The organism is Streptomyces melanosporofaciens, from assembly GCF_900105695.1.
In the GTDB taxonomy this organism is placed as follows: domain Bacteria; phylum Actinomycetota; class Actinomycetes; order Streptomycetales; family Streptomycetaceae; genus Streptomyces; species Streptomyces antimycoticus.
This window is the reverse complement of the sequence record NZ_FNST01000002.1, coordinates 1,066,283-1,091,145: the sequence shown is the minus strand read 5'-3', so window position 1 is coordinate 1,091,145 and position 24,863 is coordinate 1,066,283. Positions and strand designations below refer to the sequence as shown.

At 72.1% G+C, this 24,863-nt stretch carries 18 protein-coding genes and 1 pseudogene; 13 read left to right on the top strand and 6 right to left on the bottom strand.

Annotated features, from left to right (window positions below; all coding sequences use genetic code 11):
- Positions 1-7: 7 nt before the first annotated feature.
- Together BLV72_RS07485 and BLV72_RS07480 are read right to left on the bottom strand one after the other, a co-directional pair.
- Positions 8-2,092, bottom strand: coding sequence for a YhgE/Pip family protein (locus BLV72_RS07485; protein ID WP_093461123.1), 2,085 nt, complete (start codon positions 2,090-2,092; stop codon positions 8-10).
- On the bottom strand, positions 2,064-2,924 hold the full coding sequence (locus BLV72_RS07480) for an ATP-binding cassette domain-containing protein (protein ID WP_093461120.1): 861 nt from the start codon (positions 2,922-2,924) through the stop codon (positions 2,064-2,066). Before BLV72_RS07480 ends, BLV72_RS07485 begins: the two co-directional genes overlap by 29 nt.
- Before the next feature lie 185 nt (positions 2,925-3,109).
- On the opposite strand from BLV72_RS07480, the gene BLV72_RS07475 reads away from it, so the two are divergent.
- The 3 genes from BLV72_RS07475 (at position 3,110) to BLV72_RS07465 (ending at position 5,386) form a co-directional block, all read left to right on the top strand.
- Positions 3,110-3,643: an SAV_6107 family HEPN domain-containing protein gene (locus BLV72_RS07475; protein WP_093461118.1), complete on the top strand. Its 534-nt coding sequence runs from the start codon at positions 3,110-3,112 to the stop codon at positions 3,641-3,643.
- Between the two features lie 296 nt (positions 3,644-3,939).
- The gene (locus BLV72_RS07470; protein ID WP_093461116.1) at positions 3,940-4,722 is read left to right on the top strand and encodes a methyltransferase; all 783 of its coding nucleotides are present in this window, start codon (positions 3,940-3,942) and stop codon (positions 4,720-4,722) included.
- Between the two features lie 271 nt (positions 4,723-4,993).
- A complete protein-coding gene (locus BLV72_RS07465; protein WP_078640935.1) occupies positions 4,994-5,386 on the top strand; it encodes a DUF3040 domain-containing protein in 393 nt (130 codons plus the stop codon).
- A 337-nt stretch (positions 5,387-5,723) separates the two neighbouring features.
- Here the strand turns inward: BLV72_RS07465 and BLV72_RS07460 are convergent, their stop codons facing one another.
- From BLV72_RS07460 to BLV72_RS07445, 4 genes are all read right to left on the bottom strand, one after another.
- Entirely contained in the window at positions 5,724-8,153 is a 2,430-nt protein-coding gene (locus BLV72_RS07460) for a transglutaminase TgpA family protein (protein ID WP_093461113.1), read from the bottom strand.
- The gene (locus tag BLV72_RS07455; protein ID WP_208905577.1) at positions 8,150-9,538 is read right to left on the bottom strand and encodes a DUF58 domain-containing protein; all 1,389 of its coding nucleotides are present in this window, start codon (positions 9,536-9,538) and stop codon (positions 8,150-8,152) included. Before BLV72_RS07455 ends, BLV72_RS07460 begins: the two co-directional genes overlap by 4 nt.
- Positions 9,538-10,593, bottom strand: a complete 1,056-nt coding sequence (locus BLV72_RS07450) for an AAA family ATPase (RefSeq protein ID WP_059143451.1) — start codon at positions 10,591-10,593, stop codon at positions 9,538-9,540. The genes BLV72_RS07455 and BLV72_RS07450 overlap by 1 nt, the downstream gene beginning before the upstream one ends.
- Before the next feature lie 220 nt (positions 10,594-10,813).
- Positions 10,814-11,368, bottom strand: coding sequence for a beta-class carbonic anhydrase (locus BLV72_RS07445; protein WP_093461109.1), 555 nt, complete (start codon positions 11,366-11,368; stop codon positions 10,814-10,816).
- A gap of 409 nt (positions 11,369-11,777) precedes the next feature.
- On the opposite strand from BLV72_RS07445, the gene rsmH reads away from it, so the two are divergent.
- The 10 genes and pseudogenes from rsmH (at position 11,778) to BLV72_RS07395 (ending at position 24,591) form a co-directional block, all read left to right on the top strand.
- Positions 11,778-12,740: a 16S rRNA (cytosine(1402)-N(4))-methyltransferase RsmH gene (rsmH, locus tag BLV72_RS07440; RefSeq protein ID WP_093461107.1), complete on the top strand. Its 963-nt coding sequence runs from the start codon at positions 11,778-11,780 to the stop codon at positions 12,738-12,740.
- Positions 12,737-13,300, top strand: a complete 564-nt coding sequence (ftsL, locus tag BLV72_RS07435; RefSeq protein ID WP_208905575.1) for a cell division protein FtsL — start codon at positions 12,737-12,739, stop codon at positions 13,298-13,300. Before rsmH ends, ftsL begins: the two co-directional genes overlap by 4 nt.
- 103 nt (positions 13,301-13,403) lie before the next feature.
- A pseudogene (locus tag BLV72_RS07430) lies at positions 13,404-15,385 on the top strand (peptidoglycan D,D-transpeptidase FtsI family protein).
- 12 nt (positions 15,386-15,397) lie between these two features.
- A complete protein-coding gene (locus BLV72_RS07425; protein ID WP_093461103.1) occupies positions 15,398-17,158 on the top strand; it encodes a UDP-N-acetylmuramoyl-L-alanyl-D-glutamate--2,6-diaminopimelate ligase in 1,761 nt (586 codons plus the stop codon).
- Positions 17,159-17,219: 61 nt separating this feature from the next.
- Positions 17,220-18,659 carry a UDP-N-acetylmuramoyl-tripeptide--D-alanyl-D-alanine ligase gene (locus tag BLV72_RS07420; protein ID WP_093461101.1) on the top strand — a complete coding sequence of 480 codons (1,440 nt, stop codon included), beginning with the start codon at positions 17,220-17,222 and terminating at the stop codon, positions 18,657-18,659.
- Complete coding sequence (mraY, locus tag BLV72_RS07415; protein ID WP_093470225.1) at positions 18,656-19,723, top strand: phospho-N-acetylmuramoyl-pentapeptide-transferase; 1,068 nt, start codon at positions 18,656-18,658, stop codon at positions 19,721-19,723. Before BLV72_RS07420 ends, mraY begins: the two co-directional genes overlap by 4 nt.
- Positions 19,720-21,171, top strand: coding sequence for a UDP-N-acetylmuramoyl-L-alanine--D-glutamate ligase (gene murD / locus BLV72_RS07410; protein ID WP_208905571.1), 1,452 nt, complete (start codon positions 19,720-19,722; stop codon positions 21,169-21,171). The genes mraY and murD overlap by 4 nt, the downstream gene beginning before the upstream one ends.
- 56 nt (positions 21,172-21,227) lie before the next feature.
- Positions 21,228-22,679 carry a putative lipid II flippase FtsW gene (gene ftsW / locus BLV72_RS07405; protein ID WP_107417380.1) on the top strand — a complete coding sequence of 484 codons (1,452 nt, stop codon included), beginning with the start codon at positions 21,228-21,230 and terminating at the stop codon, positions 22,677-22,679.
- A gap of 6 nt (positions 22,680-22,685) precedes the next feature.
- The gene (murG, locus tag BLV72_RS07400; protein ID WP_093461098.1) at positions 22,686-23,780 is read left to right on the top strand and encodes an undecaprenyldiphospho-muramoylpentapeptide beta-N-acetylglucosaminyltransferase; all 1,095 of its coding nucleotides are present in this window, start codon (positions 22,686-22,688) and stop codon (positions 23,778-23,780) included.
- A 13-nt stretch (positions 23,781-23,793) separates the two neighbouring features.
- Positions 23,794-24,591, top strand: coding sequence for a cell division protein FtsQ/DivIB (locus tag BLV72_RS07395; protein ID WP_093461096.1), 798 nt, complete (start codon positions 23,794-23,796; stop codon positions 24,589-24,591).
- The last annotated feature ends 272 nt before the right edge of the window (positions 24,592-24,863 follow it).

Here is a 24,863-nt window from a genome sequence, read left to right as displayed (position 1 = left end):
ATGCCGCTCACAGGCTCAGCTCCGGATGCAGCCGGTCCACCGACCACACCTGTCGGCGCCGCGCCGACCACGCGGTGAGCGCCAGGGCCGCCACGCCGAATCCCAGGAGCACCCCACAGGCCAGCCAGACCGGGCCGAGCCCACCGCCGGTGATGAGCCGGCGCAGCCCGTCCACCACGTACGTCATGGGCAGGAAGGGGTGGATGGCGTTGAAGAAGCGCGGACTGGTCTGCACCGGATAGGTGCCGCCCGCCGAGGTCAGCTGGAGCATCAGCAGGGCCAGCACCAGGATCCGGCCGGCCGGTCCGAAGCGGGCGTTCAGCCACTGCACGATCGCCGCGAAACAGGCCGTCACCAGCATCAGGAAGCCGAGGGTGCCCGCGGCCCGCGCCATCTGCAGGCCGATCGCCCAGTGCAACACCGCCATCAGGGCCAGTGTCTGGAACACACCGATCGCGGCGACCGGCAGCCAGCCCGCGAACGCGATCCGCCAGGAGGAGGCACCCACCGCGAGCGCGCGCTTGTTCAGCGGCTGGATCAGCATGTAGGCCACCATCGCGCCGACCCACAGGGAGAGCGGGATGAAGTACGGGGCGAAACCGGTGCCGTAGTTGGGCGCCTTGTGCAGCGCCTGGTTGACCAGCCGCACCGGGTCCGCCATCACCTCGGTCCGGGCGTCCCGGTCCTGCTTGCCGTAGTCGGGGATCTTGTCGGCGCCGTCGTGCAGTCCGCCGGAGAGCTTGCCCGAGCCGTCGACGAGCCGGAACATCCCGCCGCCCAGGGTGTCCGCGCCGCCGCGCGCCTTACCGACGCCGCTGTCGAGGTCGGAGGCGCCGGTCTTGGCGGTGCTCAGCCCGGTGTGCAGGGTTCCGGCGCCCTTGGCGACCTTCTGCGCCCCGGAGTTGAGGGCGTTGACCTTCCGTACGGCGGTGTCGAGGTCGGTGCCCAGGTGCGGGGCGTTCCGCGCGAGCCAGAGTGCCTGGTCGTGCAGATCGTCCAGATGACCGCCGAGGGCGTCGAGTTGGGTGGTGTGGTCCTGCACCAGCTTGTTGACGTCCTCGGCCACATCGGCGGCAATGTCGGCCGCCGCCACCGACTTCTTGAGCGCGGGACAGTCCGGGTCCGCGGGCACCGCCCCCTCGCACCGGGTCCGGTAGTCGGCGGCGAGGTCGTCGGACGCCTTACGGGCCTTGGTGGCCGCCGTGGCGGTCGTCTCGGGCAGGGTGTCGAGGCTGTCGGACGCCTTCCGGGAGGCGTCGGCGACCAGTTGGGAGACGTCCCCGATCTCCTTGCCGTGTTCCCTGAGGAACGGACGCACCTTGGCCGCCACGTCGTTGACCTTGTCGGACAGCGACTGGGTGCCGTCGGCGACGCCGCCCGCGCCGGCCTTGAGCGTCCCGGAGCCCTTGTAGAGCGTGCCGAGCCCGGACTTCAGATCGCGGCTGCCCTTCTTGGCCTTGGCCAGGCCCTCGGCGAGGTCGTCCGCGCCCTTCTTGGCCTTGCCGATGCCCTTACCGAGCTTGTCGGCGCTCTTGGCGGCCTTCTCCGTCTCGCCGTGGATATCGGCGAAGGAGATGAAGATGTTGTCGTAGAAGCCGCGGGACGCCTTGGTGGAGGCCGCGGCGCGCACTTCGGAGAAGACCGAGCGGGAGATCTGGCCGACGATGTAGTTGTTGGCGTCGTTGGTGCGCACTTTGAGGGCGCCGGTCTCCGGGGAATTGCCGGAGCTGGTGGCGATCTGCCGGCTGAAGTCCGAGGGCACGGTCAGCGACAGGTAGTACGTGCCGTTCGCGACGCCCTTACGGGCCTCGGCGGCGCTGGTGCGGTGCCAGTCGAAGGTCTTGCTGTCGAGCAGCTTGCCGCTGATGTCGTCGCCCGCCGTGAGGCGGTCGCCCTTCACGGTGGCGCCGGTGTCCGAGTTGACGAGGGCGACCGGGATCTTGTCCAGCTTGCCGTACGGGTCCCAGAAGGACCACAGGTACAGCGCGCCGTAGAGCAGCGGCAGCAGGAGCAGGGCGGCCAGCGCTGCCCGCGGCAGCTTCCCCCTCCCGAACCGCTTCAGCTCAAGCGCGGCGAGTTTCGGCGAGCGCATCCGCCGCCCCCTTCTCGTTCTCGTCGTGTCCGGCCTCGTGTCCGGCCTCGTGGGCGGTGGGAGTGGCGGAGGCGTCCGCGTCGGCCTTCTGGCCCTTCTGGCTCTTTTCGGCCGGTCTCTTCCGCGCGGTCCGGACCACGACCGCGTCGGCCGGGGCCTGGCTGCACACCGCGAGGACCGTGGTGCCGCCCTCCGCGATCTCCCGCAGCAGCGCCCAGGCGCACTCGCGTTCGGCGTCCGAGAGCTTCATGTCGGCGTCGTCGACGGCCAGCAGCCGCGGCCGGGCGATGAGCGCGAGCGCGATCGACAGCCGCAGCGCCTCCAGCCGTTCCAGGTCCCGTACGGCCGTACGCGGCCCCTTGGGCAGCGTGTCGAGGTCCAGCCCGGCGGCCGAGAGGGCCGCCTCGACCCCGGCCCGGGACGCGGCGGCCCGCTCACGGCGCGGGCGCAGCAGCCCGCGCGGGGAGTCGGTGAACCGGCGCCGCAGCAGGGACCGCTCCCGCAGATGCTCGGCGACCGTGAGCACCGGATCGAGCTCGGTGACGCCCGGTACGTGCGCGAGTGCGCCGATCCGGCGTATGCGCGCCATCTGTTGGGGAATCCGGAAGCCCCCGACCGCGCCGTGTCCCTCGGTGGGGCGCATCCGGCCGGTGAGCGTCAGCAGCAGGGAGGTGCGGCCCGAGCCGGACGGGCCCTCGATCGCGATCAGCGCACCGGAGTCGGCGGCGATGTCGGCACCGCGGAACGCCCAGCCGTGCGACCCCCTGACGCCGAGCCCCTCGGCCGTCACCGCCGCCCCGGTCTCCGCTTCTGGGGTTCCCCCCACGCACATCACTTCCTTGATTTTTGAACTGACTGGTCAGTGCAAAAACAGTATGGAGTATGGCGGGCGCAGGCGGGGCGTCGGGGTCGTTCGCGCTGGTCAGGGCCGATTGTCAGTGGTGTGCCCCACGATGGCCCCATACGGCGGTCGCTTTACCACACGACCGGCCGCCACGCGACGACAGGAGGTTCGTCATGGCCAGTACCGCCGCAGCGCGCCGGCACCGTGCCGCCGCCCCTGCCCCCTCGTTGACCGGTCCCGCTACCGATGTCCACCCCGTGCTGCGCCGCGCGTCCGCCCCGCCCGCCGCCGCCGGTCTGCTCACCCAGGCCCATCAGGGTCTGGAGGAGGCCGCCGCGCTCGAGACCGCCAACGAGCGCTTTGCGACCGCACATCTGGCCGCCCTGCGCACGGCCGCCGCCGTGCTCGCCGTGCGCGGCCGCCCCGAGTCCACCGCGCGCCGCCGCGCCCGGATCCGCAGCGCCTGGGAGGTCCTGCCGGAGGTCGCTCCCGAACTGGCCGAGTGGAGCGCGCTGTTCGCCTCCGGCGCCGAGCGCCGGGCCCGCGCCGAGGCGGGGATACAGGGCGCCGCGAGCCGGCGGGACGCGGACGATCTGCTGCGTGCCACCGCGATGTTCCTGCGGCTGGTGGAGCGCATGCTGATGCTGCAGCCCACCCTGCCCCACCAGGCCCCACCGGGCGACGAGCCGGGCCTGCCGGGAGCGTGAGAGTCGGGAGCGTGAGAGGTGGCCCGGTGACCGGCCCGGCGCGGGCCGGTGTCCGCTGGGGCGCCGTGCGGCATCGGCCTGGGCGCAGGCCGCTCTCCGCTCGGGCCCCGGCCGCTGTCCGCCGGGCACCGCTCGGGCGCCGGCCGCTGTCCGTCCGGTATCCACCGGGGGCCGGTGGGGGCGGCCGCCTCGGCGCACCCCGCCCCACGGAGGCAATAGGCTGGGACCGCCGACGTCAGTAAGCCGTCGTCACCGCCTCGGGGCGGTGGCGGCACCGCGCCGAGGAGCCACCCGCCGTGTCAGACCCGCAGCGCCCCCGTGCGTCCCTCCGTACCGCCGTGGTCTGGGAGGTCCTGAAAGACGCCCTGGAACGGCGGGCCAAGGCCACGGGCCGGGAGGCCGCCGAGGGCGGGGCCGTGCACGGTGCGCTGGACGTCCTGGACACCGGCGGCGGCAGCGGCAATTTCGCCGTCCCCGTGGCCGGCCTCGGCCACCGCGTCACCGTGGTCGACCCGAGCCCGAACGCCCTGTTCGCGCTGGAGCGGCGGGCCGCCGAGGCCGGGGTGGCCGACCGGGTGCGCGGAGTCCAGGGGGATGCCCACGGGCTCTTCGACGTGGTCGAGCGGGGCGGTTACGACGTGGTGCTCTGCCATGGCGTGCTGGAGTACGTGGACGACCCCGCCGAGGGCCTGCGGAACGCGGCGGCGGCCCTGCGCCCGGCCGGGACCCTCAGCGTGCTCGCGGCGGGCCTGGGCGGTGCCGTGCTGGCCCGTGCTCTGGCCGGTCACTTCACCGAGGCCCGGCAAGCGCTTACTGACCCCGAGGGCCGCTGGGGCTCCGGAGACCCGATGCCGCGCCGCTTCACCGCCGACCAGCTCTCCGAGCTGGTGGAGGCGGCCGGTCTGGAGATCGCCGCGGTGCACGGGGTGCGGGTTTTCGCCGATCTGGTCCCCGGAGTGCTCGTGGACACCGAGCCCGGGGCGCTGGACGCCCTGTTGCAGCTGGAGGAGGCCGCCGCCGGGCTGCCCGCCTTCCGCTCCGTCGCCACTCAGCTGCACGTTCTCGCCGAGCGCGACTGAGCGGCTCCTCCTGCCCCACCGGACGACGGGCGGCGCAGGTGGAGTCGGCCACAGGAGACCCGATTGGACGCCAGGCCCCGTATGATCGGGGTACACCGTCCGGCATGGCCAATCGGCGGGAGGGGAATGGACGTCTCAGCGTCAACTTTCGCCACGCCCGTCGGGGTGGGCGAATTGGCGTTGAGGGGCGGGTTTCACGGGGGCGATTCCCTGCCTATCCTGAAAGGGTCGCACCCGGTCGCCCCCCGCGACCGACGAGTAGGAGGACTCCGTGCCGCTCTCGGAGCACGAGCAGCGCATGCTCGAGCAAATGGAGCGAGCGTTGTACGCCGAAGATCCCAAGTTCGCGACAGCGCTTGAGGGAAGCGGCCTGCGCACGTACACCCGGCGACGGGTCTACCAGGCGGTCGCGGGTTTTCTGGTGGGCATCGCACTCCTCATGGTCGGAGTGATCGTTCCCCAGATCTGGATCAGCGTGGTGGGCTTCCTGATCATGCTGGGATGTGCGGTGCTCGCGGTGACCGGCTGGCGCAAGGCTCCCAAACCCGGTGAGGCGCAGGGCGGCGGCGGGGCGGCTCCCCGCCGTCAGGGCCGTCAGCGCCGTTCGATGATGGCGCGTATCGAGGAGCGGTGGCAGCGTCGCCGCGATGAGCAGGGCCACTGAGAATAATTCTTGGATGAGCGGTTGAGGGGCGGTCGCCGACTGGCGACCGCCCCTCAACCGTGCGATAGCCCTTCCGGGCCGTAGCCCTTAAGCCGTGTCCCAGCCCAGCAACCGTGTCCTGGGCCCGCAACCGTGTCCTGGGCCTGCAACCCGCTCCCAGCCCCGCAATAGGGTCCCGGACCCTGGCGCCTGGCCCCGGCCGCCCCGCAGGGCCCTGGAGCGAGCCTGGGCGGCCCTGAGCCCCGTGGCGTGCCCGAGCGGCCTGAGCCCCCCGCACACGCCGCAGGGGCTCAGCCGCAAGGGCTCAGGGCCGCCCGGAGGTCGGGCCGCCTGGAGGTCAGCTCCCCTGGCCGCGCGGGGGCCGGAGCTGGGAGGCCCAGCGGGCCCAGCGGGGGGCTCCCCACCGCTGGACCAGCGCGGACCAGCGCTGTCCCCACGCCCACACCAGCTGAGCCGCGGACCGCGGGGCCAGCAGCGCCCGCAGCCGCTCCCGCCGCCCCACCTTGGCCTGGAACCCGGCCAGCACCTGCCGGACGTCGTCCGCGACGCCCGCGAACGGGCGCGGCCGCGGTGCGTACAGCACCTGCTCGACCGCCTCGGCCACCCGCTGTGCCGCCCGGGCCGAATCGTCGTCGAGGTCGGCGATCCGCACCATGCGGGCCACCGCTCTGCGCGAGGTCAGCGAGTCGTCCGGCAGCACGCCGAAGTCCCAGGCCGAATCGGTGAGTTCACGCCATGCGGCGAGGACCCGGTCGGCGGCGTCCTGCTCGGTGCGCCCGCCCGAGCCGTCCAGTCTGCGGGTCCGTATCCGCCGCCGCCACAGCATGGGCAGCAGCGGCACCACGGCCAGCAGCACCGCCAGCGAACTCCAGCTGGTGACCTTGGTCGCCGACCAGCCCCCGCCCGAGGCGCCGTTGTCCGGCTGCTGGGCCGCGGCACCTCCACAGGTGCCCAGCTTCTTCATCTCCAGGGAGCAGCTGTCGGAGGCGGTCGGGGCGGCCGTCGGCTCGGAGGTCGTGCTGGGCTCGGTCGTCGGCTCGTCGGACGGGCTGCCCGAGGGCGTCTGCTCCATCGTGTAGTCGGGCTGGGTGCCACGGCTCGGGGTGGGCTCGAAACGGGTCCAGCCCACGCCCTCGAAGTACAGCTCGGGCCAGGCGTGCGCGTCCTTCAGGCCCACCGACACCGAGCCGTCCGCCTGGGCGGTGCCGGGGGTGAACCCGACCGCCACCCGCGCCGGAATGCCCAGCGTCCGGGCCATCGCCGCCATCGAGAAGGAGAAGTGGACGCAGAAGCCCTCCTTCTGCTTCAGGAACCGGACGATGGCGGCCGAGCCGCTGCCGGACTGCACCTCGGTGTCGTAACGGAAGCCTCCGTTCACCGCGAACCAGTCCTGGAGCTTGACCGCCTTCTCGTACGCGTTGGACGCGCCGGCGGTCACCTCCCGCGCCGTACTGGCCACCACGGACGGCAGCGAGTCCGGCACCTCGGTGTACTCCTTGCGCAGCCGCGAGGGCGGTGCGGGCGCGGCCGCCAGCTGCTCGGCCGTCGGCTCCACCAGCAGGCTGGTGACCCGGTAGCGCGCGCCCCGGGTGGTCTGGCCGCGGTCGCCGACCAGCGTGCGGCCCTCCGGCTCATAGCGCCAGCGCCCGTCGATCTCGACCCTGGACGCGGGGTAGGGGAGGGGCAGCCAGTTCTGTGCGTACCAGTCGGCGGCCGAGATCGAGGTGTCGATCGAGGAGACCCGGACCGAGGGGCCGAGCCCGGCGGGCGACGGAAGCTGCCCGGGCACATCGGTGACATGCCGCTCGGACGACTTCCACGAGGTGCCGTCGAACCGGTCCAGCGCCACGATCCGCAGATACAGATCCTGCGTGGTCTGCGAGGAGGTGCGGTAGCGCAGCACCTCCTTGTTCTCCGGCTGGTTCAGGCTGTCCTGCAGCGACACCAGCGGATTGACCGCCGAGATCGTGCCGCCGCCGCTGCCCGACCCGCCGCCGCTGCCCTGCCGGTCCAGCAGTCCGCCGTCCAGGGACGGCAGCGCCGCGGGCACCACCAGCGCGATGCCGAGCGCCAGCACACCGATCCTGCGGCCGGTGCGGACCGGGGCGAGCGCCGGGGCGCCTCCGGCCCCGGCCAGGCCCGAGGGCGGCATACCCCCCGGACGCGGGGCGCCGCCGCTGAACACCCGGCCCCACTGGGAGAGCCGGTCCCGGCCCTCGGCCAGGAGCAGCAGCAGATAGCCGGCCGCCGCCAGCAGGAACCACAGCCAGTCGCTCCCGGCGTCGGACAGGCCGGCCGCGACCGAGTACAGCGCGAGCAGCGGCAGCCCGGCGGGGGCCGCGCTGCGGTAGGTCACCGCGAGCGCGTCGACCACCAGGCCGATCACCAGCACCCCGGCCACCAGCATCAGCCGGATGCCATCGGTGAGCGGCGCGGGGATCGCGTACTGCCCCACGTCGTCGGCGCCGTCGCGCAGCAGCACCGCGAACTCGTGAAAGGCCTGCGGGCTCGGCAGCACCCCGCCCAGCGCCTGCTCGTGCGCGAAGACCAGGGTGAGCAGCAGCAGCGTCACCACGGCCTGCGTGGCCACCGTCAGCGGGCGGGCCAGCGGCACCCGGCGGGCCGCCACGCCCGTCCCGCTCTGGACCGCCAGCAACAGGGTGGCCTGCAACAGCCAGCTCGCCGGGTCCACCAGCGGCAGCAGCGCACAGGCCGCCGCCACCGTGGCCAGCGCAGCGCATATCGCGAGCCGAACGCTCCCACTCATGCCCAGCTCCCTGTCATGCCGCCGATCGTGGGACCTCCGGCGTCCGCCCGGGTGGCGCCCTGGGTGTCGGCCTGCCGCCACAGCTGTGCCAGCGAGGCCCCCGGGCCGACCGGCAGCGCCGTCCACCCCGCCTCGCGGAGCTGCCGCAGCCGCTCCTCCAGCTCCCGTGTGCCCCCGAACTCCGCCCCGCGCGACCAGGCCGCGCCGTCCAGCACGAACGCCACCGCGGCCGTGGTGCGGTGCCGCATCCGGGCGGCCGTCGCCGCCTGCTCCTCATCCAGATCGCCCAGGAAGGCCACCAGCAGCCCCTCACCGCCGCCCCGCAGCACCTCGAAGGCGGGCGAGAGCCCTCCGCCGTCGGAGTGGTCCACCACGGCGAGGGTGTCCAGCATCAGCCCGGCCGTCTCCGCCGAGTCATGGGTGGAGCCGGTGAAGCCGCCTCCGCCGTCCGGGCCCGGCACCGAGCTTCCGGAGTCGGTCAGCAGCCGGACCGCATAGCCCCGCTCCAGCAGATGGACCGCGGCCGAGGCCGCCCCGGAGACCGCCCATTCGAAGGCCGAGTCGGGCCCGGAGCCGTAGTGCGCCGTACGCCGGGTGTCCAGCAGCACCGTGCAGTGGGCCCGCTGCGGCTGCTCCTCCCGGCGGACCATGAGCTCCCCGTAGCGCGCGGTGGATCGCCAGTGCACCCGGCGCAGATCGTCACCTATGCGATAGCCGCGCGGGATGACATCGTCCTCACCGGCCAGAGCCAGCGAGCGGTGCCGCCCGTCCCCGTACCCCGCGGCCTCGCCGCTCAGGCGCACCGGGGGCAGCGGCTCGACCCGGGGCACCACCGTGAGCGTGTCGTAGGCGCTGAAGGCGCGGGTCAGCTCGCACATCCCGAACGGATCGCTCAGCCGCAGCTGCAGCGGGCCCAGCGGATAGCGGCCGCGCAGATCCGAGCGGACCCGGTAGGACACCTCGCGGCGGCCGCCCGGCTCCACCCGGTCCAGCACGAACCGGGGGCGCGGCCCCAGCACATAGGGCACCCGGTCCTGGAGCATCAGCAGCCCGGTGGGCAGCCGCGAGACATTGTCCATCCGCAGATGCACCCGGGCCTCGGAGCCCGCCGGCACCCGCGCGGGCGCGAGCCGTCTGCTGCCCGCCACCCGGTACCGGGTGCGGTAGACCACGGCCACGCAGACCAGCGGCAGCGCGGCCAGCAGCAGCCCGACCCGCAGCAGATCCGCCTGGCCCAGGACATAGCTGCACACCGCGGCGGCCACCCCGGCGGCCAGGAAGGAACGGCCGCGGGTGGTCAGCCCGGCGAGGGCGGCCCGCAGCCCGCCCGAGTCCTCGCCGGTGCCGGGGCCCTCGGGGCCCATGTCCGTCCCCCCTGCGGCCATCACAGCCTCCGCGCGCCCGGCTGCTGCCGGCCGAAGTCGGCCGGGGGCATGGGCGGCATCGGGGGCATTCCGCCACCCGCGCCGCGCGAGCCGGAGGTGGGCACCGGGGTGCGCTGCACGATGTCCGTGACGACCTGCTCCGCGGTGCGCCGGTTCAGCTGGGCCTGCGCGGTGGGCAGCAGCCGGTGCGCCAGCACCGCCACGGCGAGGGACTGCACATCGTCCGGCAGCGCGAACTCCCGCCCGGCCAGCGCGGCCGATGCCTTGGCGGCCCGCAGTAGATGCAGCGTGGCCCGGGGCGAGGCGCCCAGCCGCAGATCGGGGTGGCTGCGGGTGGCGGCCACCAGGTCCACCGCGTAACGCCGGACGGCCTCGGCGACATGCACCGAGCGCACCGCCTCGACCAGCTTGACGATCTCATGGGCGTGCGCGACGGGCTGCAGGTCGTCCAGCGGGGAGACGCCGCCGTGCACGTCCAGCATCTGCAGCTCGGCCTGCGGGCTGGGGTATCCGATGGAGACACGGGCCATGAAGCGGTCGCGCTGCGCCTCGGGCAGCGGATAGGTGCCCTCCATCTCGACCGGGTTCTGCGTGGCCACCACCATGAAGGGGTTGGGCAGCTCGTAGCTCTCCCCGTCGATGGTGACCTGGCGCTCCTCCATCGACTCCAGCAGCGCGGACTGGGTCTTGGGCGAGGCGCGGTTGATCTCGTCGCCGATCACGATCTGGGCGAAGATGGCGCCCGGCTTGAACTCGAACTCCTTGCGCTGCTGGTCGAAGATGCTCACGCCGGTGATGTCGGACGGCAGCAGGTCCGGGGTGAACTGGATCCGCCGCACGGAGCAGTCGATGGACCGCGCGAGCGCCTTGGCCAGCATGGTCTTGCCCACGCCCGGGACGTCCTCGATCAGCAGATGCCCCTCGGCGAGCAGCACGGTCAGCGAAAGCCGTACGACCTCGGGCTTGCCCTCGATCACACCCTCCACCGACCGGCGGATCCGCTCCGCTGTGGTGGTCAGATCGCTGAGGCTCGCTCGCTCGTCATAGGTCGTCACCCGGCCCTCCTCGGCCCGTTCTCAGGGCCGTTGCCCTCGGAACGGACCGGCCCACCGCAAACGCTGACATCGGTCCCCCGCGTGGTTGCGGGGGACGATGTCACCTATGCATTCTTGCGGTCTCCGCGGCCTCGCGTCACTCGGCTGTGGATAACCCGGGGTTATTTGTCACGCTTGTACGAATTCGGGTACTGAATCCCTTCAGCAACCTCAGCATCCCTCAGGTACGCGGCGTGACCTCCCGCAGCAGACCCGTCGTCACATCGAAGACGAAGCCGCGGACGTCGTCGGTGTGCACCAGGAACGGCGAGGTGCGCACCCGCTGCATCGACTGGCGGACGTCGGCGTCGAGGTCCTTGAACGCCTCGACCGCCCACGACGGACGCTGGCCCACCTCCTCCTCCAGCTCATGCCGGAAGTCCTCGGTGAGGTTCAGCAGCCCGCAGCCGGTGTGGTGGATGAGCACGACGCTGCGGGTCCCGAGCGCGCGCTGGCTGATGGTCAGGGACCGGATGATGTCGTCGGTGACCACACCGCCGGCGTTGCGGATGGTGTGGCAGTCGCCCAGCTCGAGGCCGAGCGCCTCATGCAGGTCCAGTCGGGCGTCCATGCACGCGACGACGGCGACGCGCTGCACGGGCCGCGCGTCCATTCCGGGGTCGGTGAACTTCTCGGCGTACTTGCGGTTGGCCTCCACAAGGCGGTCGGTGACCGTGTCTCCCCTACGGGCGTCGCGGTCGGTGGACGGATTCGGCTGCGGCGCTGATATCGACATGATGACGACGCTACCTCTCACCAGGGATTTTTGTCTTCTCTTTAGGTAGGGCAAACGAGGGCAACGGGGTGGGCCGAGCGGGTGATGTGAGGCAACCCACAGCCCCCTGTACCCCTCGGTGTGGTGCTTGGGGGAGGTGATGCCACCCCCGGGGCGGGACGCGCTGGCCGGTTGGTTGACCGAAGGGACGAGTGGACTAAAGTGGCGCGAAGTGGGAGGCGTGACGCTCCCCTCGGATCCCGGAATTTCGCGTGAGCGCGGTGCGTACGTACCCCTCGGCCTCCTCCCGCTCCGGTCGCCTGACGTCACTTCCCCGGCGCCAGTAGGCCACTTCCCCTTCAGAGCGGGCGGGGACCCGGAGGTGCGTACCATCCTCGCCCGATCCTCAGAAGGGCGCACCAGCAGCGCAATGAGCAGCAACGCTCTCCATGTTCCCGTCATGCTCCAGCGCTGCCTGGACATGCTGGCCCCCGCTCTCGCCCAGCCCGGCGCGGTCGTGGTCGACTGCACCCTGGGCCTCGGCGGCCACAGCGAGGCGCTGTTGCGCGACTTCCCCCAGGCCCGGCTCATCGCGCTGGACCGCGACCCGTCCGCGCTGCGACTCGCCGGTGAGCGGCTCGCCCCGTACGGCGACCGGGCCACGCTGGTCCACGCGGTCTACGACGAGCTGCCCGAGGTCCTCGACCGGCTCGGCGTCCCGCGCGTCCAGGGGATCCTCTTCGACCTCGGCGTGTCCTCCATGCAGCTGGACGAGGCCGAGCGCGGTTTCGCCTACGCCCAGGACGCCCCGCTGGACATGCGGATGGACCAGACCACCGGCGTCAGCGCGGCGGAGGTGCTCAACACCTATCCGCCGGGCGAGCTGGTGCGCATCCTGCGGGCGTACGGCGAGGAGAAGTTCGCCAAGAAGATCGTGGACGCGGTGGTGCGCGAGCGCGCCAAGGAGCCGTTCACCAACAGCGCCCGGCTCGTCGAGCTGATCCGCGCGGCGCTGCCGCAGGCCGCCAAGCGCACCGGCGGCAATCCGGCCAAGCGCACCTTCCAGGCGCTGCGGATCGAGGTCAACGGCGAGCTCGCGGTCCTGGAGCAGGCCATTCCGGCGGCCGTGGGGACGCTCGCGGTCGGCGGGCGGATCGCCGTGCTCTCGTATCACTCGCTGGAAGACCGCCTGGTCAAGCAGGTGTTCGCGGCCGGTGCCCGCAATACGGCGCCCCCCGGGCTGCCGGTCGTCCCCGAGCAGTACCAGCCCCGGCTGAAGCTGCTCACCCGCGGCGCGGAGCTGCCCACCGAGGAGGAGATCGCCGAGAACCGGCGGGCCGCCCCGGCCCGGTTCCGGGGGGCGGAGCGCATCCGGGAAGAGGTCGGTCCATGAGCGTGCGGGGGACGGGGCCGAAAGGCCGGCCGGTGCCGGGGGCCACCACGGCCAGGCGCACGCCCTTCGTGCTGCTCGTCGTGGTCCTGCTCGGCTCCGGCCTGATCGCCCTGCTGCTGTTGAACTCCTCCCTCAACCAGGGGTCGTTCGAGCTCAGCAGGCTCGAGAAGCAGACCGAGGAGCTCACCGACGAGCGCCAGGCGCTCCAGCAGGACGTCGACCAGCTCTCCGCCCCCGCCGAACTGGAGCGGCGCGCCCGGGAGCTGGGGATGGTGCCCGGTGGCAGCCCCGCCTTCCTCAACCCGGACGGCTCGGTCAGCGGAGTGCCCGCCCCCGCCTCGGGGCAGCCCTCGGTGCTCGGCGCCCCCGGCCCGGTGCTGCCGTCCGCGCTCGACCCCACGCCGTCCGAGGCGTCGCCCACCCCGTCCGCCCTCGCGCCGCCGACCGCCACCCCGTCCGGGGCGGGCACGGGCACGGCCTCCGTGACCCCGTGGGGGCTGCCCACCGCCCTCTCCGCGACCTCCTCCGCCTCCGCGCAGTCCACCCCGGCCCCTCAGTAGGTGACACGGTGACGCGATCCCCAGCCCGCGCCCAGCCCGGCCCGCCCGCGCGGAGCACCGCCCGCGCGCGGTGGGCGGCCGCCGAGCCGAGGGCGGCCGTCGCGTGAGCGCGCCCCAGGATCCCCGCCGCCGCGGCGTGCCCGGCCCGCCCGGTCCGCGCGGCGACCGCCGCCCGCGCCAGGACGCGGCGCGGCGCCCCGGCGAGCGCCAGGGAGGATCGTCCGGCCGTCCGGCCCAGCGCCCGCGCCCGGGCGCTGCCCAGCCGCTGCGGCTGGGCAGCCCGCGCCCCCGGCTGCGGCTGATCAGCCTCGGCCTCACCCTCGTCATGCTGGTCTTCGTCGTACGGCTGCTGCAGGTGCAGGCCGTCGACGCCGACGCCTACGCGGCCAAGGCCAACGTCAACCGCTACATCCCGGTGAAGCTGTCCGCAGAGCGCGGCTCCATCACCGACCGCAACGGCGTCGACCTGGCGACCACGGTGGACGCGTACGACATCACCGCCGCCCCCGACCTGCTGACGCCCAAGACGGCCAAGACCCGTGACGCGCCGCGCCAGGCCGCGGCCCTCCTCGCGCCGATCCTCGGCAAGGAGGAGGCGGACCTGGAGAAGAAGCTCACCGACAACCCCAAGTCGCAGTACGTGGTGCTCGCCCGGCAGCAGTCCCCGCAGGTCTGGAACCAGATCAAGGACCTGAAGAGCGCCCTGGACGACGCGGCGACCAAGGGCAAGGGCACCAACGTCCTGGCCGGGGTCAACCGTGAGGCGCACAGCAAGCGGGTCTATCCGAACGGGGACCTCGCCGCCGGGATACTGGGATTCGTGGGCGCCGACGGCCGCGGCGCCGCCGGGCTCGAGCAGCAGCTCGACAAGAAGCTCGCGGGCAAGGACGGCAAGCGCGTCTACGCCCAGTCCGGTGGCCACCAAGTGCCCACCGGGGACCTCAAGGAGCAGCCCGCGGTCCCCGGCAGCGACTACGAGCTGACCATCGACCGGGACATCCAGTGGGCCGCCCAGAGCGCCATCGCCGACCAGGTCCGCAAGTCCGGGGCCGACCGCGGCTATGTCATCGTCCAGGACACCCGCACCGGACAGCTCCTGGCGATGGCCAACGCGCCCGGCTTCGACCCCGGCGACATCACCACGACGGACGCCGACGACCTGGGCAACGCCGCGGTCTCCGACGCCTACGAGCCCGGCAGCGTCAGCAAGCTCATGTCCATGGCCGCCGTCCTCCAGGAGGGCGTGGCCCGCTGGGACACCCATGTGGTGGTCCCCAACCGGCTGCCGCGCGCCGACCGGGCCTTCGCCGACGACATCGACCACCCCACCTGGTACCTCACGCTCAACGGCGTGCTCGCCAAGTCCAGCAACATCGGCACGATCCTCGCCACCGAGCAGCTGGGGAAGACCAAGAAGCAGAAGAACCAGATCCTCTACTCCTACCTGCGGAAGTTCGGGATCGGCCGGCCCAGCGGGCTCGGCTTCCCCGGCGAGACCCCGGGCATCCTGGCCCGGCCGCAGGACTGGAGCGCCTCGCAGCAGTACACCATCCCCTTCGGCCAGGGACTGTCGCTCAACGCCGTCCAGGCGGCCTCCGTGTACTCCACCATCGCCAACGGCGGCGAGCGCATCGCGCCCACCCTCGTCCGCGGCACCAAGGGGCCCGGCGGCGACTACACGGCCGCGCCCGCCCCGAGAAGACCCGTGTCGTCAGTAAGGAGACCGCGAAGACGCTCGCCGAGATGCTCGAGTCGGTCGTCGACGACCAGCAGGGCACCGGCGCAAAGGCGAAGATCCCCGGCTATCTTGTCGCGGGCAAGACCGGCACCTCCAACCGGGTGGACCCCAAGACCGGCCGCTACCGCGGCTACACCGCGTCCTTCGCCGGCTTCGCCCCGGCCGACAAACCGCGGCTGACCGTCTACTGTGCCGTTCAGAACCCGACGAAGGGCAGCTACTTCGGCGGTCAGGTCTGCGGGCCGGTCTACAAGAAGGTCATGGAGTTCGGCCTCAAGGCCCTGCAGGTCCCGCCGTCCGGGAAGCAGCCCAAACGGCTCCCCGTGAGCTACAACCCGGGCCAGTGAGCGAGCCCAGCAGTGACGACGATCACGCCGGACCCCGGGAACCACGGTCCGGTACGGCCCCGCTTCGCCGCCTCATTTCGCGGGGGAGCGGGTGTCCCGGGTACGCTCACCGCCGTGCCCCACGCTGATCAGTCCCAAACCCCTCAGAAGGACGTTTCTGTGGAATACCCGGGAGCGCCCCGCCCTCTCCAGGTCCGCCCGATCCCGCTGGCGGAGCTGGCGGATCAGCTGGGCATCGATGCCCCCGAAGCCTCGGAGGGGGCCGCGGTCACCGGGATCACCCATGACTCGCGAGCCGTACGCCCCGGCGATGTGTACGCCGCGCTGGCCGGCGCCCGTCTCCACGGCGCGGACTTCGCCGCCCAGGCCGCCGACCTCGGCGCGGTCGCGGTGCTGACCGACCCGGCCGGCGCCGAGCGCGCCGCCGCCGCCGGGCTGCCGGTCCTGGCGGTGGACAACCCGCGCGGCCGGATGGGCGCGCTGGCCGCCACGATCTACGGCGAGCCGGGTGCGGAGCTGCTGCAGATCGGCATCACCGGCACCTCCGGCAAGACCACGACCGCGTATCTCATCGAGGGCGGCCTCAAGGCCGCCGCGAAGCACGACGGCGGCCTTACGGGTCTCATCGGCACCGTGGAGACGCGGATCGGCGACGAGCGCATCAAGTCCGAGCGCACCACCCCCGAGGCCACCGATCTGCAGGCCCTGTTCGCGGTGATGCGGGAGCGCGACGTCCACTCGGTCGTCATGGAGGTCTCCAGCCACGCCCTGGTCCTCGGCCGCGTCGACGGCTGCGTCTTCGACGTCGCGGTCTTCAACAACCTCAGCCCGGAGCACATGGAGTTCCACTCCGGCATGGAGGACTACTTCCAGGCCAAGGCCCAGCTGTTCACCAAGGCCCGCAGCCGCGCCGGAGTGATCAACTACGACGACGAGTACGGCCGGCGGCTGATCGAGCAGTCCGAGGTACCCGTCACCACCTTCTCCGCCGAGGGCCACCCCGACGCCCACTGGCGCGCCGCGGATGTCGAGGTCGGCCCGCTCGGCTCGACCTTCACCGCCGTCGGCCCGAACGGTGAGTCCGTACGGGCCGCCGCGCCCCTCCCGGGCCCCTTCAACGTGGCCAACGCGCTCGCCGCCGTCGTCGCCCTCGCGGTCGCCGGGATCGACCCGCAGACGGCCGCCGACGGCATCGCCGCCGTCCCCGGCGTACCGGGCCGGCTGGAGCGGGTCGACGTGGGCCAGCCCTACCTCGCGGTCGTCGACTACGCCCACAAGACCGACGCCGTGGAGTCGGTGCTGCGTGCCCTCCGCAAGGTGACCGACGGCAAGCTGCACGCCGTCCTCGGCTGCGGCGGGGACCGCGACCGGCTCAAGCGCGGCCCCATGGGCGCCGCGGTGGCCCGGTACTCCGACACGGCCGTCCTCACCTCCGACAACCCGCGCTCCGAGGACCCGCTCGCGATCCTCGCCGCCATGCTCGCGGGCGCCGCCGAGGTGCCCGCTCACGAGCGCGGTGATGTGCTGGTCGAGGAGGACCGGGCCAACGCCATCGCGGCCGCCGTCGCCCGCGCCGAGCCGGGTGACACCGTCATCGTGGCCGGCAAGGGCCATGAACTGGGCCAGGACATCGCCGGCGTGATCCGTGCCTTCGACGACCGCCAGGTACTCCGCGAAGCCATCGAGCTCAGTGAGCGAGCCCACAGGCGCGATGCCACGCGCCCCGAGGCGAACTCACAACACCGGGACAATCACCAAGACGACCAGGGATGACAGACCGCCATGCGCGCACCAGCCCCTCAAGGCAGCTCTCCCGCACGGCCGGAGGTGATCAGTGATCGCACTGTCCCTCACCGAGATCGCCGGCCTAGTCGGTGGACAGCCGCACGACATACCGGACCCGGACCTGAAGGTCACGGGCCCTGTGGTGATCGACTCCCGTGAGGTGCGGCCCGGCAGCCTCTTCGCCGCGCTTCCCGGGGAGCGCGTGGACGGCCACGACTTCGCCCGAAAAGCGATCGAGGCCGGCGCCACGGCGGTCCTGGCCGCGCGCCCCGTCGGCACCGCGGACGCCCCCGTACCGGCGATCGTCGTGCCCGATGTCATCGCCGCCATGGGAGCGCTCGCGCGTGCCGTCGTGGAGCGCCTGGACACCACCGTGGTCGCGCTCACCGGCTCCGCGGGCAAGACCAGCACCAAGGACCTCATCGCCCAGCTCCTCCAGCGCCGCGGCCCCACCGTATGGACGCCGGGCTCGCTCAACAACGAGATCGGCCTGCCGCTCACCGCGATGAGCGCCGACGAGGCCACCCTGCACCTGGTGCTGGAGATGGGTGCCCGCGGCAAGGGCCACATCCGGTATCTGGCCACCCTCACCCCGCCCCGTATCGGACTCGTGCTCAACGTCGGCACCGCCCATATCGGAGAGTTCGGCGGCCGGGAGCAGATCGCCGAGGCCAAGGGCGAGCTCGTGGAGGCCCTGCCCCCCGCCGAGGAGGGCGGGGTGGCGCTGCTCAACGCCGACGACCCCCTGGTGCGCGCCATGGCATCGCGCACCAAGGCCCGTACCGTTCTGTTCGGCGAGGCCGAGAACGCCGATGTGCGTGCCGGGAATGTCCGGCTCGCCGACGGCGGCCGCCCCGCCTTCACGCTTCACACCCCTACCGGGTGCAGCGAAGTGACCATGCGCCTGTACGGTGAGCACCACGTGTCGAACGCGCTCGCCGCGGCCGCCGTCGCCCATGAGTTGGGCATGTCCGTCGACGAGATCGCCGTGGCGCTCTCCGAGGCGGGGCAGCTCTCCCGCTGGCGGATGGAGGTCACCGAGCGCTCGGACGGCGTGACGGTCGTCAACGACGCCTACAACGCGAACCCCGAGTCCATGCGAGCAGCGCTGCGCGCGCTGGTCGCCATGGGCGCTGCCACACCGGGGCGTCGTACGTGGGCGGTGCTCGGCCCGATGGCCGAGCTGGGCGAGGAGTCACTGGCCGAGCACGACGCGGTCGGGCGGCTGGCCGTCCGGCTCAACGTCAGCAAGCTCGTGGCGGTCGGCGGCCAGGAGGCCGCCTGGCTGGACATGGGCGCCAAGAACGAGGGTTCGTGGGGTGAGGAGTCGGTGCACGTGTCCGACGTGCGGGCAGCGGTCGATCTGCTGCGCAGCGAGCTGCGACCGGGGGACGTCGTGTTGGTGAAGGCATCCAGGTCGGTCGGCCTGGAGCGGCTTGCGCAGGCATTGCTCGACGGTGAGGGTGAGGTCTCCGGCCGATGGGCATGAGGCAGATCCTCTTCTCGGGAGCCATCGGGCTCTTTCTGACCCTGATCGGCACACCGCTGCTGATCAAGCTGCTGGCCCGCAAGGGCTATGGCCAGTACATCCGGGACGATGGTCCGCGGACGCACGGCAGCAAGAAGGGCACGCCCACGATGGGCGGTATCTCCTTCATCCTGGCCACACTGATCGCCTACGCCCTGACGAAGGTGATCACGGGCAGCCAGCCGACCTTCTCGGGCGTGCTGGTGCTCTTCCTGTTCGCCGGCATGGGCCTGGTCGGCTTCCTCGACGACTACATCAAGATCGTCAAGCAGCGCAGCCTGGGCCTGCGGGCCAAGGCCAAGATGGCCGGTCAGCTGATCGTCGGTATCGCCTTCGCGATCCTCGCGCTGAACTTCGCCGACGCGCGCCAGCAGACCCCCGCCTCCGACCGGCTCTCCTTCGTCCAGGACTTCGGCTGGTCCTTCGGCCCGGTGATCTTCGCGATCTGGGCGCTGTTCATGATCCTCGCGATGTCGAACGGCGTGAACCTCACCGACGGTCTCGACGGTCTGGCCACCGGCGCCTCCGTGATGGTCTTCGGCGCCTACACCTTCATCGGCGTCTGGCAGTACCAGGAGTCCTGCGCCAACGCGGAGACGCTCACCAACCCGGCGTCCTGTTTCGAGGTCCGCGATCCGCTCGATCTGGCCGTCGTCGCCTCCGCCCTCATGGGCGCGTGCTTCGGCTTCCTGTGGTGGAACACCTCACCCGCCAAGATCTTCATGGGCGACACCGGTTCGCTCGCGCTCGGCGGCGCGCTCGCGGGCCTCGCCATCTGCTCCCGTACGGAGCTGCTGCTGGCCCTCCTCGGCGGCCTGTTCGTTCTGATCACCATGTCCGTGGTCATCCAGGTCGGCTCCTTCCGGACGACCGGGCGACGGGTCTTCCGGATGGCGCCACTCCAGCACCACTTCGAACTCAAGGGGTGGAGCGAAGTCCTTGTGGTGGTCCGGTTCTGGATCATCCAGGGCATGTGCGTGATCGTCGGCCTCGGCCTCTTCTACGCGGGGTGGCGAGCCTCGTGACATCCGACGCCGGCGCCCTCGACGTGTCCGACCTCGCCGGACGGCAGGTCACCGTCGCCGGACTCGGCGTCTCCGGGGTCCCCGCGGCGCGTGCGCTGCGGGGCCTCGGGGCCTCGGTGACCGTGGTCAACGGCAGCGACGGCGAAGCGCAGCGCGCCCAGGCGGCCGAACTGGAGCCGCTGGGCATCACGGTCCGCCTCGGCGACGGGGAGACGCTCCCCGAGTCCACCGAGCTGATCGTGACCACCCCCGGGTGGAAGCCCACCAGCCCGCTCTTCCTGGCCGCCGCCGAGGCGAACGTGCCCATCTGGGGCGATGTGGAGCTGGCGTGGCGGCTGCGCGGGGAGGACGCCCCGCCGTGGCTCGCGGTGACCGGCACCAACGGCAAGACGACCACCGTAAGGATGCTGGCCGCCATCCTGGAGGCGGCCGGGCTGCGCACCGCCGCGGTCGGCAACATCGGGGTCTCGCTCCTGGACATCGTGCTGGGCGACGAGCCGTACGACGTGCTCGCCGTCGAGCTCTCCAGCTACCAGCTGCACTGGGCGCCCTCGCTGCGCGCCCACTCGGGGGCGGTGCTCAACCTCGCCCCGGACCACCTCGACTGGCACGGCTCCATGGCGGCGTACGCGGCCGACAAGGGCCGGATCTACGAGGGCAACCAGGTGGCCTGCGTCTACAACGTGGCCGACCCCGCCACCGAGGACCTGGTGCGCGCGGCCGATGTCGAGGAGGGCTGCCGGGCGATCGGCTTCACCCTCAACACCCCCGGCCCCTCCCAGCTCGGCGTCGTGGAGAACATCCTCGTCGACCGGGCCTTCGTGGCGGACCGGCAGAAGCAGGCGCAGGAGCTCGCCGAGGTCTCCGATGTGAACCCGCCGGCCCCGCACAACATCGCCAACGCCCTCGCGGCGGCGGCCCTGGCCCGCTCCTTCGGCGTCCCGCCGAAGGCCGTACGGGACGGCCTGCGCGCCTTCCGGCCGGATCCGCACCGGGTGGAGCATGTGGCCGACGTCGACGGTGTGGCCTATATCGACGACTCCAAGGCGACCAACACCCATGCCGCGGAGGCGTCGTTGGGCGCCTACGAGCACATCGTGTGGATCGCGGGCGGCCTCGCCAAGGGGGCCACCTTCGACGAGCTCGTCCTTACGGCGGCCAAGCGGCTGCGCGGCGTCGTGCTGATCGGCGCCGACCGCGCCCTGATCCGCGAAGCGCTCGCGCGACACGCAGCAGATGTCCCGGTCGTGGACCTCGACCGGACCGACACTGGGGCGATGGCGGCGGCTGTGCGCGAAGCGGCGCGGCTCGCCCGGCCGGGCGATACCGTCCTGATGGCCCCGGCCTGTGCCTCGATGGACATGTTCATCAACTACAACAAGCGGGGCGACGCCTTCGCCGCGGCGGTTCAGGACCTGGCCTCCGGCCGGGTGCCGGACGATCAGTAGCCCGCCGGTCCCCCGGCGAGGACCGCCCGCGCGGGGAAACCGGAGGGGATAAGACCATGACGCCTGACCAGCCCGCCGCCCCGCGCTCCCGGCCGGCCCGCCCCGGCACCGGCCGCCCCGCGCCGCGCTCGGGCGGCGCCCCCCGGCTACGGGAGGCCGTACGGGCGAAGGGCAGGGCGCCGTCTCCGGCCCGCCCGCGCGCCACAGCGGGCGCCTCCCGCCCTCCGCGCCGCCCGTCGAGGGGAAACGCCTTGGACGCGCTGCGCGGGCTGCAGCAGCGCCTCCGGAGGGCCTGGGACCGGCCGCTGACCGCGTACTACCTGCTGCTCGGCGGCTCGCTGCTGATCCTGGTGCTCGGTCTGGTGATGGTCTACTCCGCCTCCCAGATCAAGGCGCTGCAGTCCGGGCTCTCACCGTCGTACTTCTTCCGCAAACAGCTTTTCGCCGCGGTGCTCGGCGGCGCGCTGATGCTGCTCGCCGTGCGGATGCCCATCAAACTGCACCGCGCCTTCGCCTATCCGCTGCTCGCGGTCTCGGTCTTCCTGATGTGTCTGGTGCAGGTCCCGGGCATGGGCATCGCGGTCAACGGCAATCAGAACTGGATCTCCTTCGGCGGCCCGTTCCTGCTCCAGCCCAGTGAGTTCGGCAAGCTGGCGCTCGTCCTGTGGGGCGCCGATCTTCTCGCCCGCAAACAGGACAAGCGGCTGCTGGCCCAGTGGAAGCACCTGCTGGTCCCGCTGGTGCCCGCGACCGGGATGCTGCTCGGCCTGATCATGCTGGGCGGGGACATGGGCACCGCGATCATTCTCACGGCGATCCTTTTCGGCCTGCTTTGGCTGGCCGGCGCCCCCACCCGGCTCTTCGTGGGCGTCCTCGCCTTCGCCGGGGCCATCGGCATGCTGCTGATCAAGACCAGCGCCAACCGGATGTCCCGGCTCGCCTGTATCGGCGCCACCGAGCCCGGTGCCCACGATCAGTGCTGGCAGGCCGTCCACGGGATCTACGCGCTCGCCAACGGCGGCTGGTTCGGATCCGGACTCGGGGCGAGTATGGAGAAATGGGGCGAACTACCCGAACCGCATACCGACTTCATCTTCGCCATTACCGGGGAGGAACTCGGCCTGGCGGGGACGCTGTCGGTTCTCGTTCTCTTCGCGGCTCTAGGCTATGCGGGTATCCGCGTGGCCGGACGCACGGAGGACCCCTTCGTGAGGTACGCCGCGGGAGGCGTGACCACCTGGATCACGGCTCAGGCCGTGGTCAATATCGGTGCGGTGCTCGGTCTGCTGCCGATCGCCGGTGTTCCGCTCCCGCTGTTCTCCTACGGAGGGTCCGCCCTGCTGCCGACCATGTTCGCCGTCGGCCTGCTGATCGCCTTCGCACGGGCTGAGCCCGGTGCGCGAGCGGCGCTGGCCATGCGGCAGCCTGCTTTGCGGAAGAAGCTGGCTCGGGTGAGACGGAAGACGATGCGACGGCCCGTCAAGAGGCGGCCGTCCGGAGAGCGGTGAATTTCGGTGCATGTCGTACTCGCCGGTGGGGGGACCGCCGGCCACATCGAGCCAGCGCTCGCCCTCGCGGACGCCCTGCGCAGGCAGGACCCGACCGTGGGGATCACGGCGCTCGGAACGGAGCGTGGGCTCGAGACCCGGCTCGTACCGGAGCGTGGTTATGAACTCGGGCTCATCCCGGCCGTACCGCTGCCGCGTAAGCCCACCCCTGAGCTGATCACCGTCCCCGGGCGGCTGCGCGGCACCATCAAGGCCGCCGAGCAGATCCTGGAGCGCACCAAGGCCGACTGCGTCGTCGGCTTCGGCGGCTATGTGGCCCTGCCCGGCTATCTGGCGGCCAAGCGGCTCGGAGTGCCGATCGTCGTCCACGAGGCCAACGCCCGCCCCGGGCTCGCCAACAAGATCGGCTCGCGCTACGCCAAGTACGTGGCGGTCTCCACCCCCGACAGCAAGCTCCGCAACGCCCGCTATGTGGGCATCCCGCTGCGCCGCTCCATCGCCACCCTCGACCGGGCGGCGGTCCGCCCCGAGGCCCGCGCGGCCTTCGGGCTCGACCAGAATCTGCCGACGCTACTGGTCTCCGGCGGTTCGCAGGGCGCGCGCCGGCTCAACGAGGTGGTCCAGGCGGTGGCGCCGTTCCTGCAGCGCGCCGGGATCCAGGTGCTGCACGCGGTCGGTCCGAAAAACGAATTGCCGCATGTGGACAACATGCCCGGAATGCCGCCGTACATCCCGGTATCGTACCTGGACCGGATGGACCTCGCGTATGCCGCGGCCGACATGATGCTCTGCCGCGCGGGCGCGATGACCGTCGCCGAACTGTCCGCCGTCGGGCTCCCGGCCGCCTACGTCCCCCTGCCGATCGGCAACGGCGAACAGCGGCTCAACGCCCAGCCGCTGGTCAAGGAGGGCGGCGGACTGCTGGTCGACGACGCCGAGCTGAGCCCCGAGTGGGTGCAGGGCAATGTGCTCCCGGTGCTCGGCGACCCGCACCGGCTGTACGAGATGTCCCGGCGGGCCGCCGAGTTCGGCCGCAGGGACGCCGACGAGCTGCTGGTCGGCATGGTGTACGAGGCGATCAGCGCACGCCGCCAGGCGTGAGAAGGCAGGGAGCGTGGCCGGACCGTCGACCGCCGAGCGCGGCGCACGAGGGACGACTCCGTCCGGCCCGCCCCCACGCTTCCTCCGGGCGCGCCGCAGGTTCCGGCTGCCCGGCCGCCGCCCCCTGGTGGTGATGGCGGTGGCGGTGACCCTGCTCGGCGCCGGAGCGGTCTGGCTGCTGTACGGCTCGAGCTGGCTGCGGGCCGAGCGGGTGCGGGTCGCCGGCGCCGGCGTCCTCACCGCCGAGGAGGTGCGCTCCGCCGCCGACGTTCCGCTGAACACCCCGATGGTCGCGGTGGACACGGCCGCGATCGAACACCGGTTGCGCGAGCGGCTGCCGCGGATTGCAAAAGTGGACGTATCCCGGTCATGGCCGCACACCATCAGTCTGGTAGTGACGGAACGCAGGCCCGAAGCCATTGTCGAAGAGGGCGGGAAGTTCCATGAAGTGGACGCCGCGGGAGTCCGGTTCTCCACCGTGAGCAAGCGTCCGAAGGGGGTTCCGGTGCTGGAAATGGAGCCGGACCGGTCGCCGAGTTCGCGCCATTTCGGCCCCGCCGGACTGCGCCGCGAGGCGGTCCGGGTGGTCACCCAACTCCCCGAGAAGGTCCGCCAGGACACCCGTTCCCTCCGGGTCCGCTCGTACGATTCGATCACCCTGGAGCTGACCGGAGGCCGTACCATCACCTGGGGGAGCGGAGAGCGAGGCGAGGTGAAGGCGAAGACGCTCACCGCACTGATGAAAGCGCAGCCGGATGCGGACCACTTCGACGTCAGTGCGCCGAGCGCCCCCGCGGTGTCTCGCAGTTGACCTGATAGCGGCAGGCCAGCACCCTGGTTGGCTAGCCCACTGGGTGATCACATAGGGTGAAAAGAAAAGCGGGAGGTTCGGCGTGTTCATTGAACGCGCGCCACTTGTCGACTTAGTGTCCTGTTCCGAAGAGTCCGGGAAACAGAGGCACTGGTAACCCTAAACTTCAGCGTTAGGGTTGGGGTCGGCAATCGGAACCGTCCCATTCGGCATCAGTCGGCGCACCGCGGCAACGGCGGGGTGGCGACACGTAACTCGAGGCGAGAGGCCTT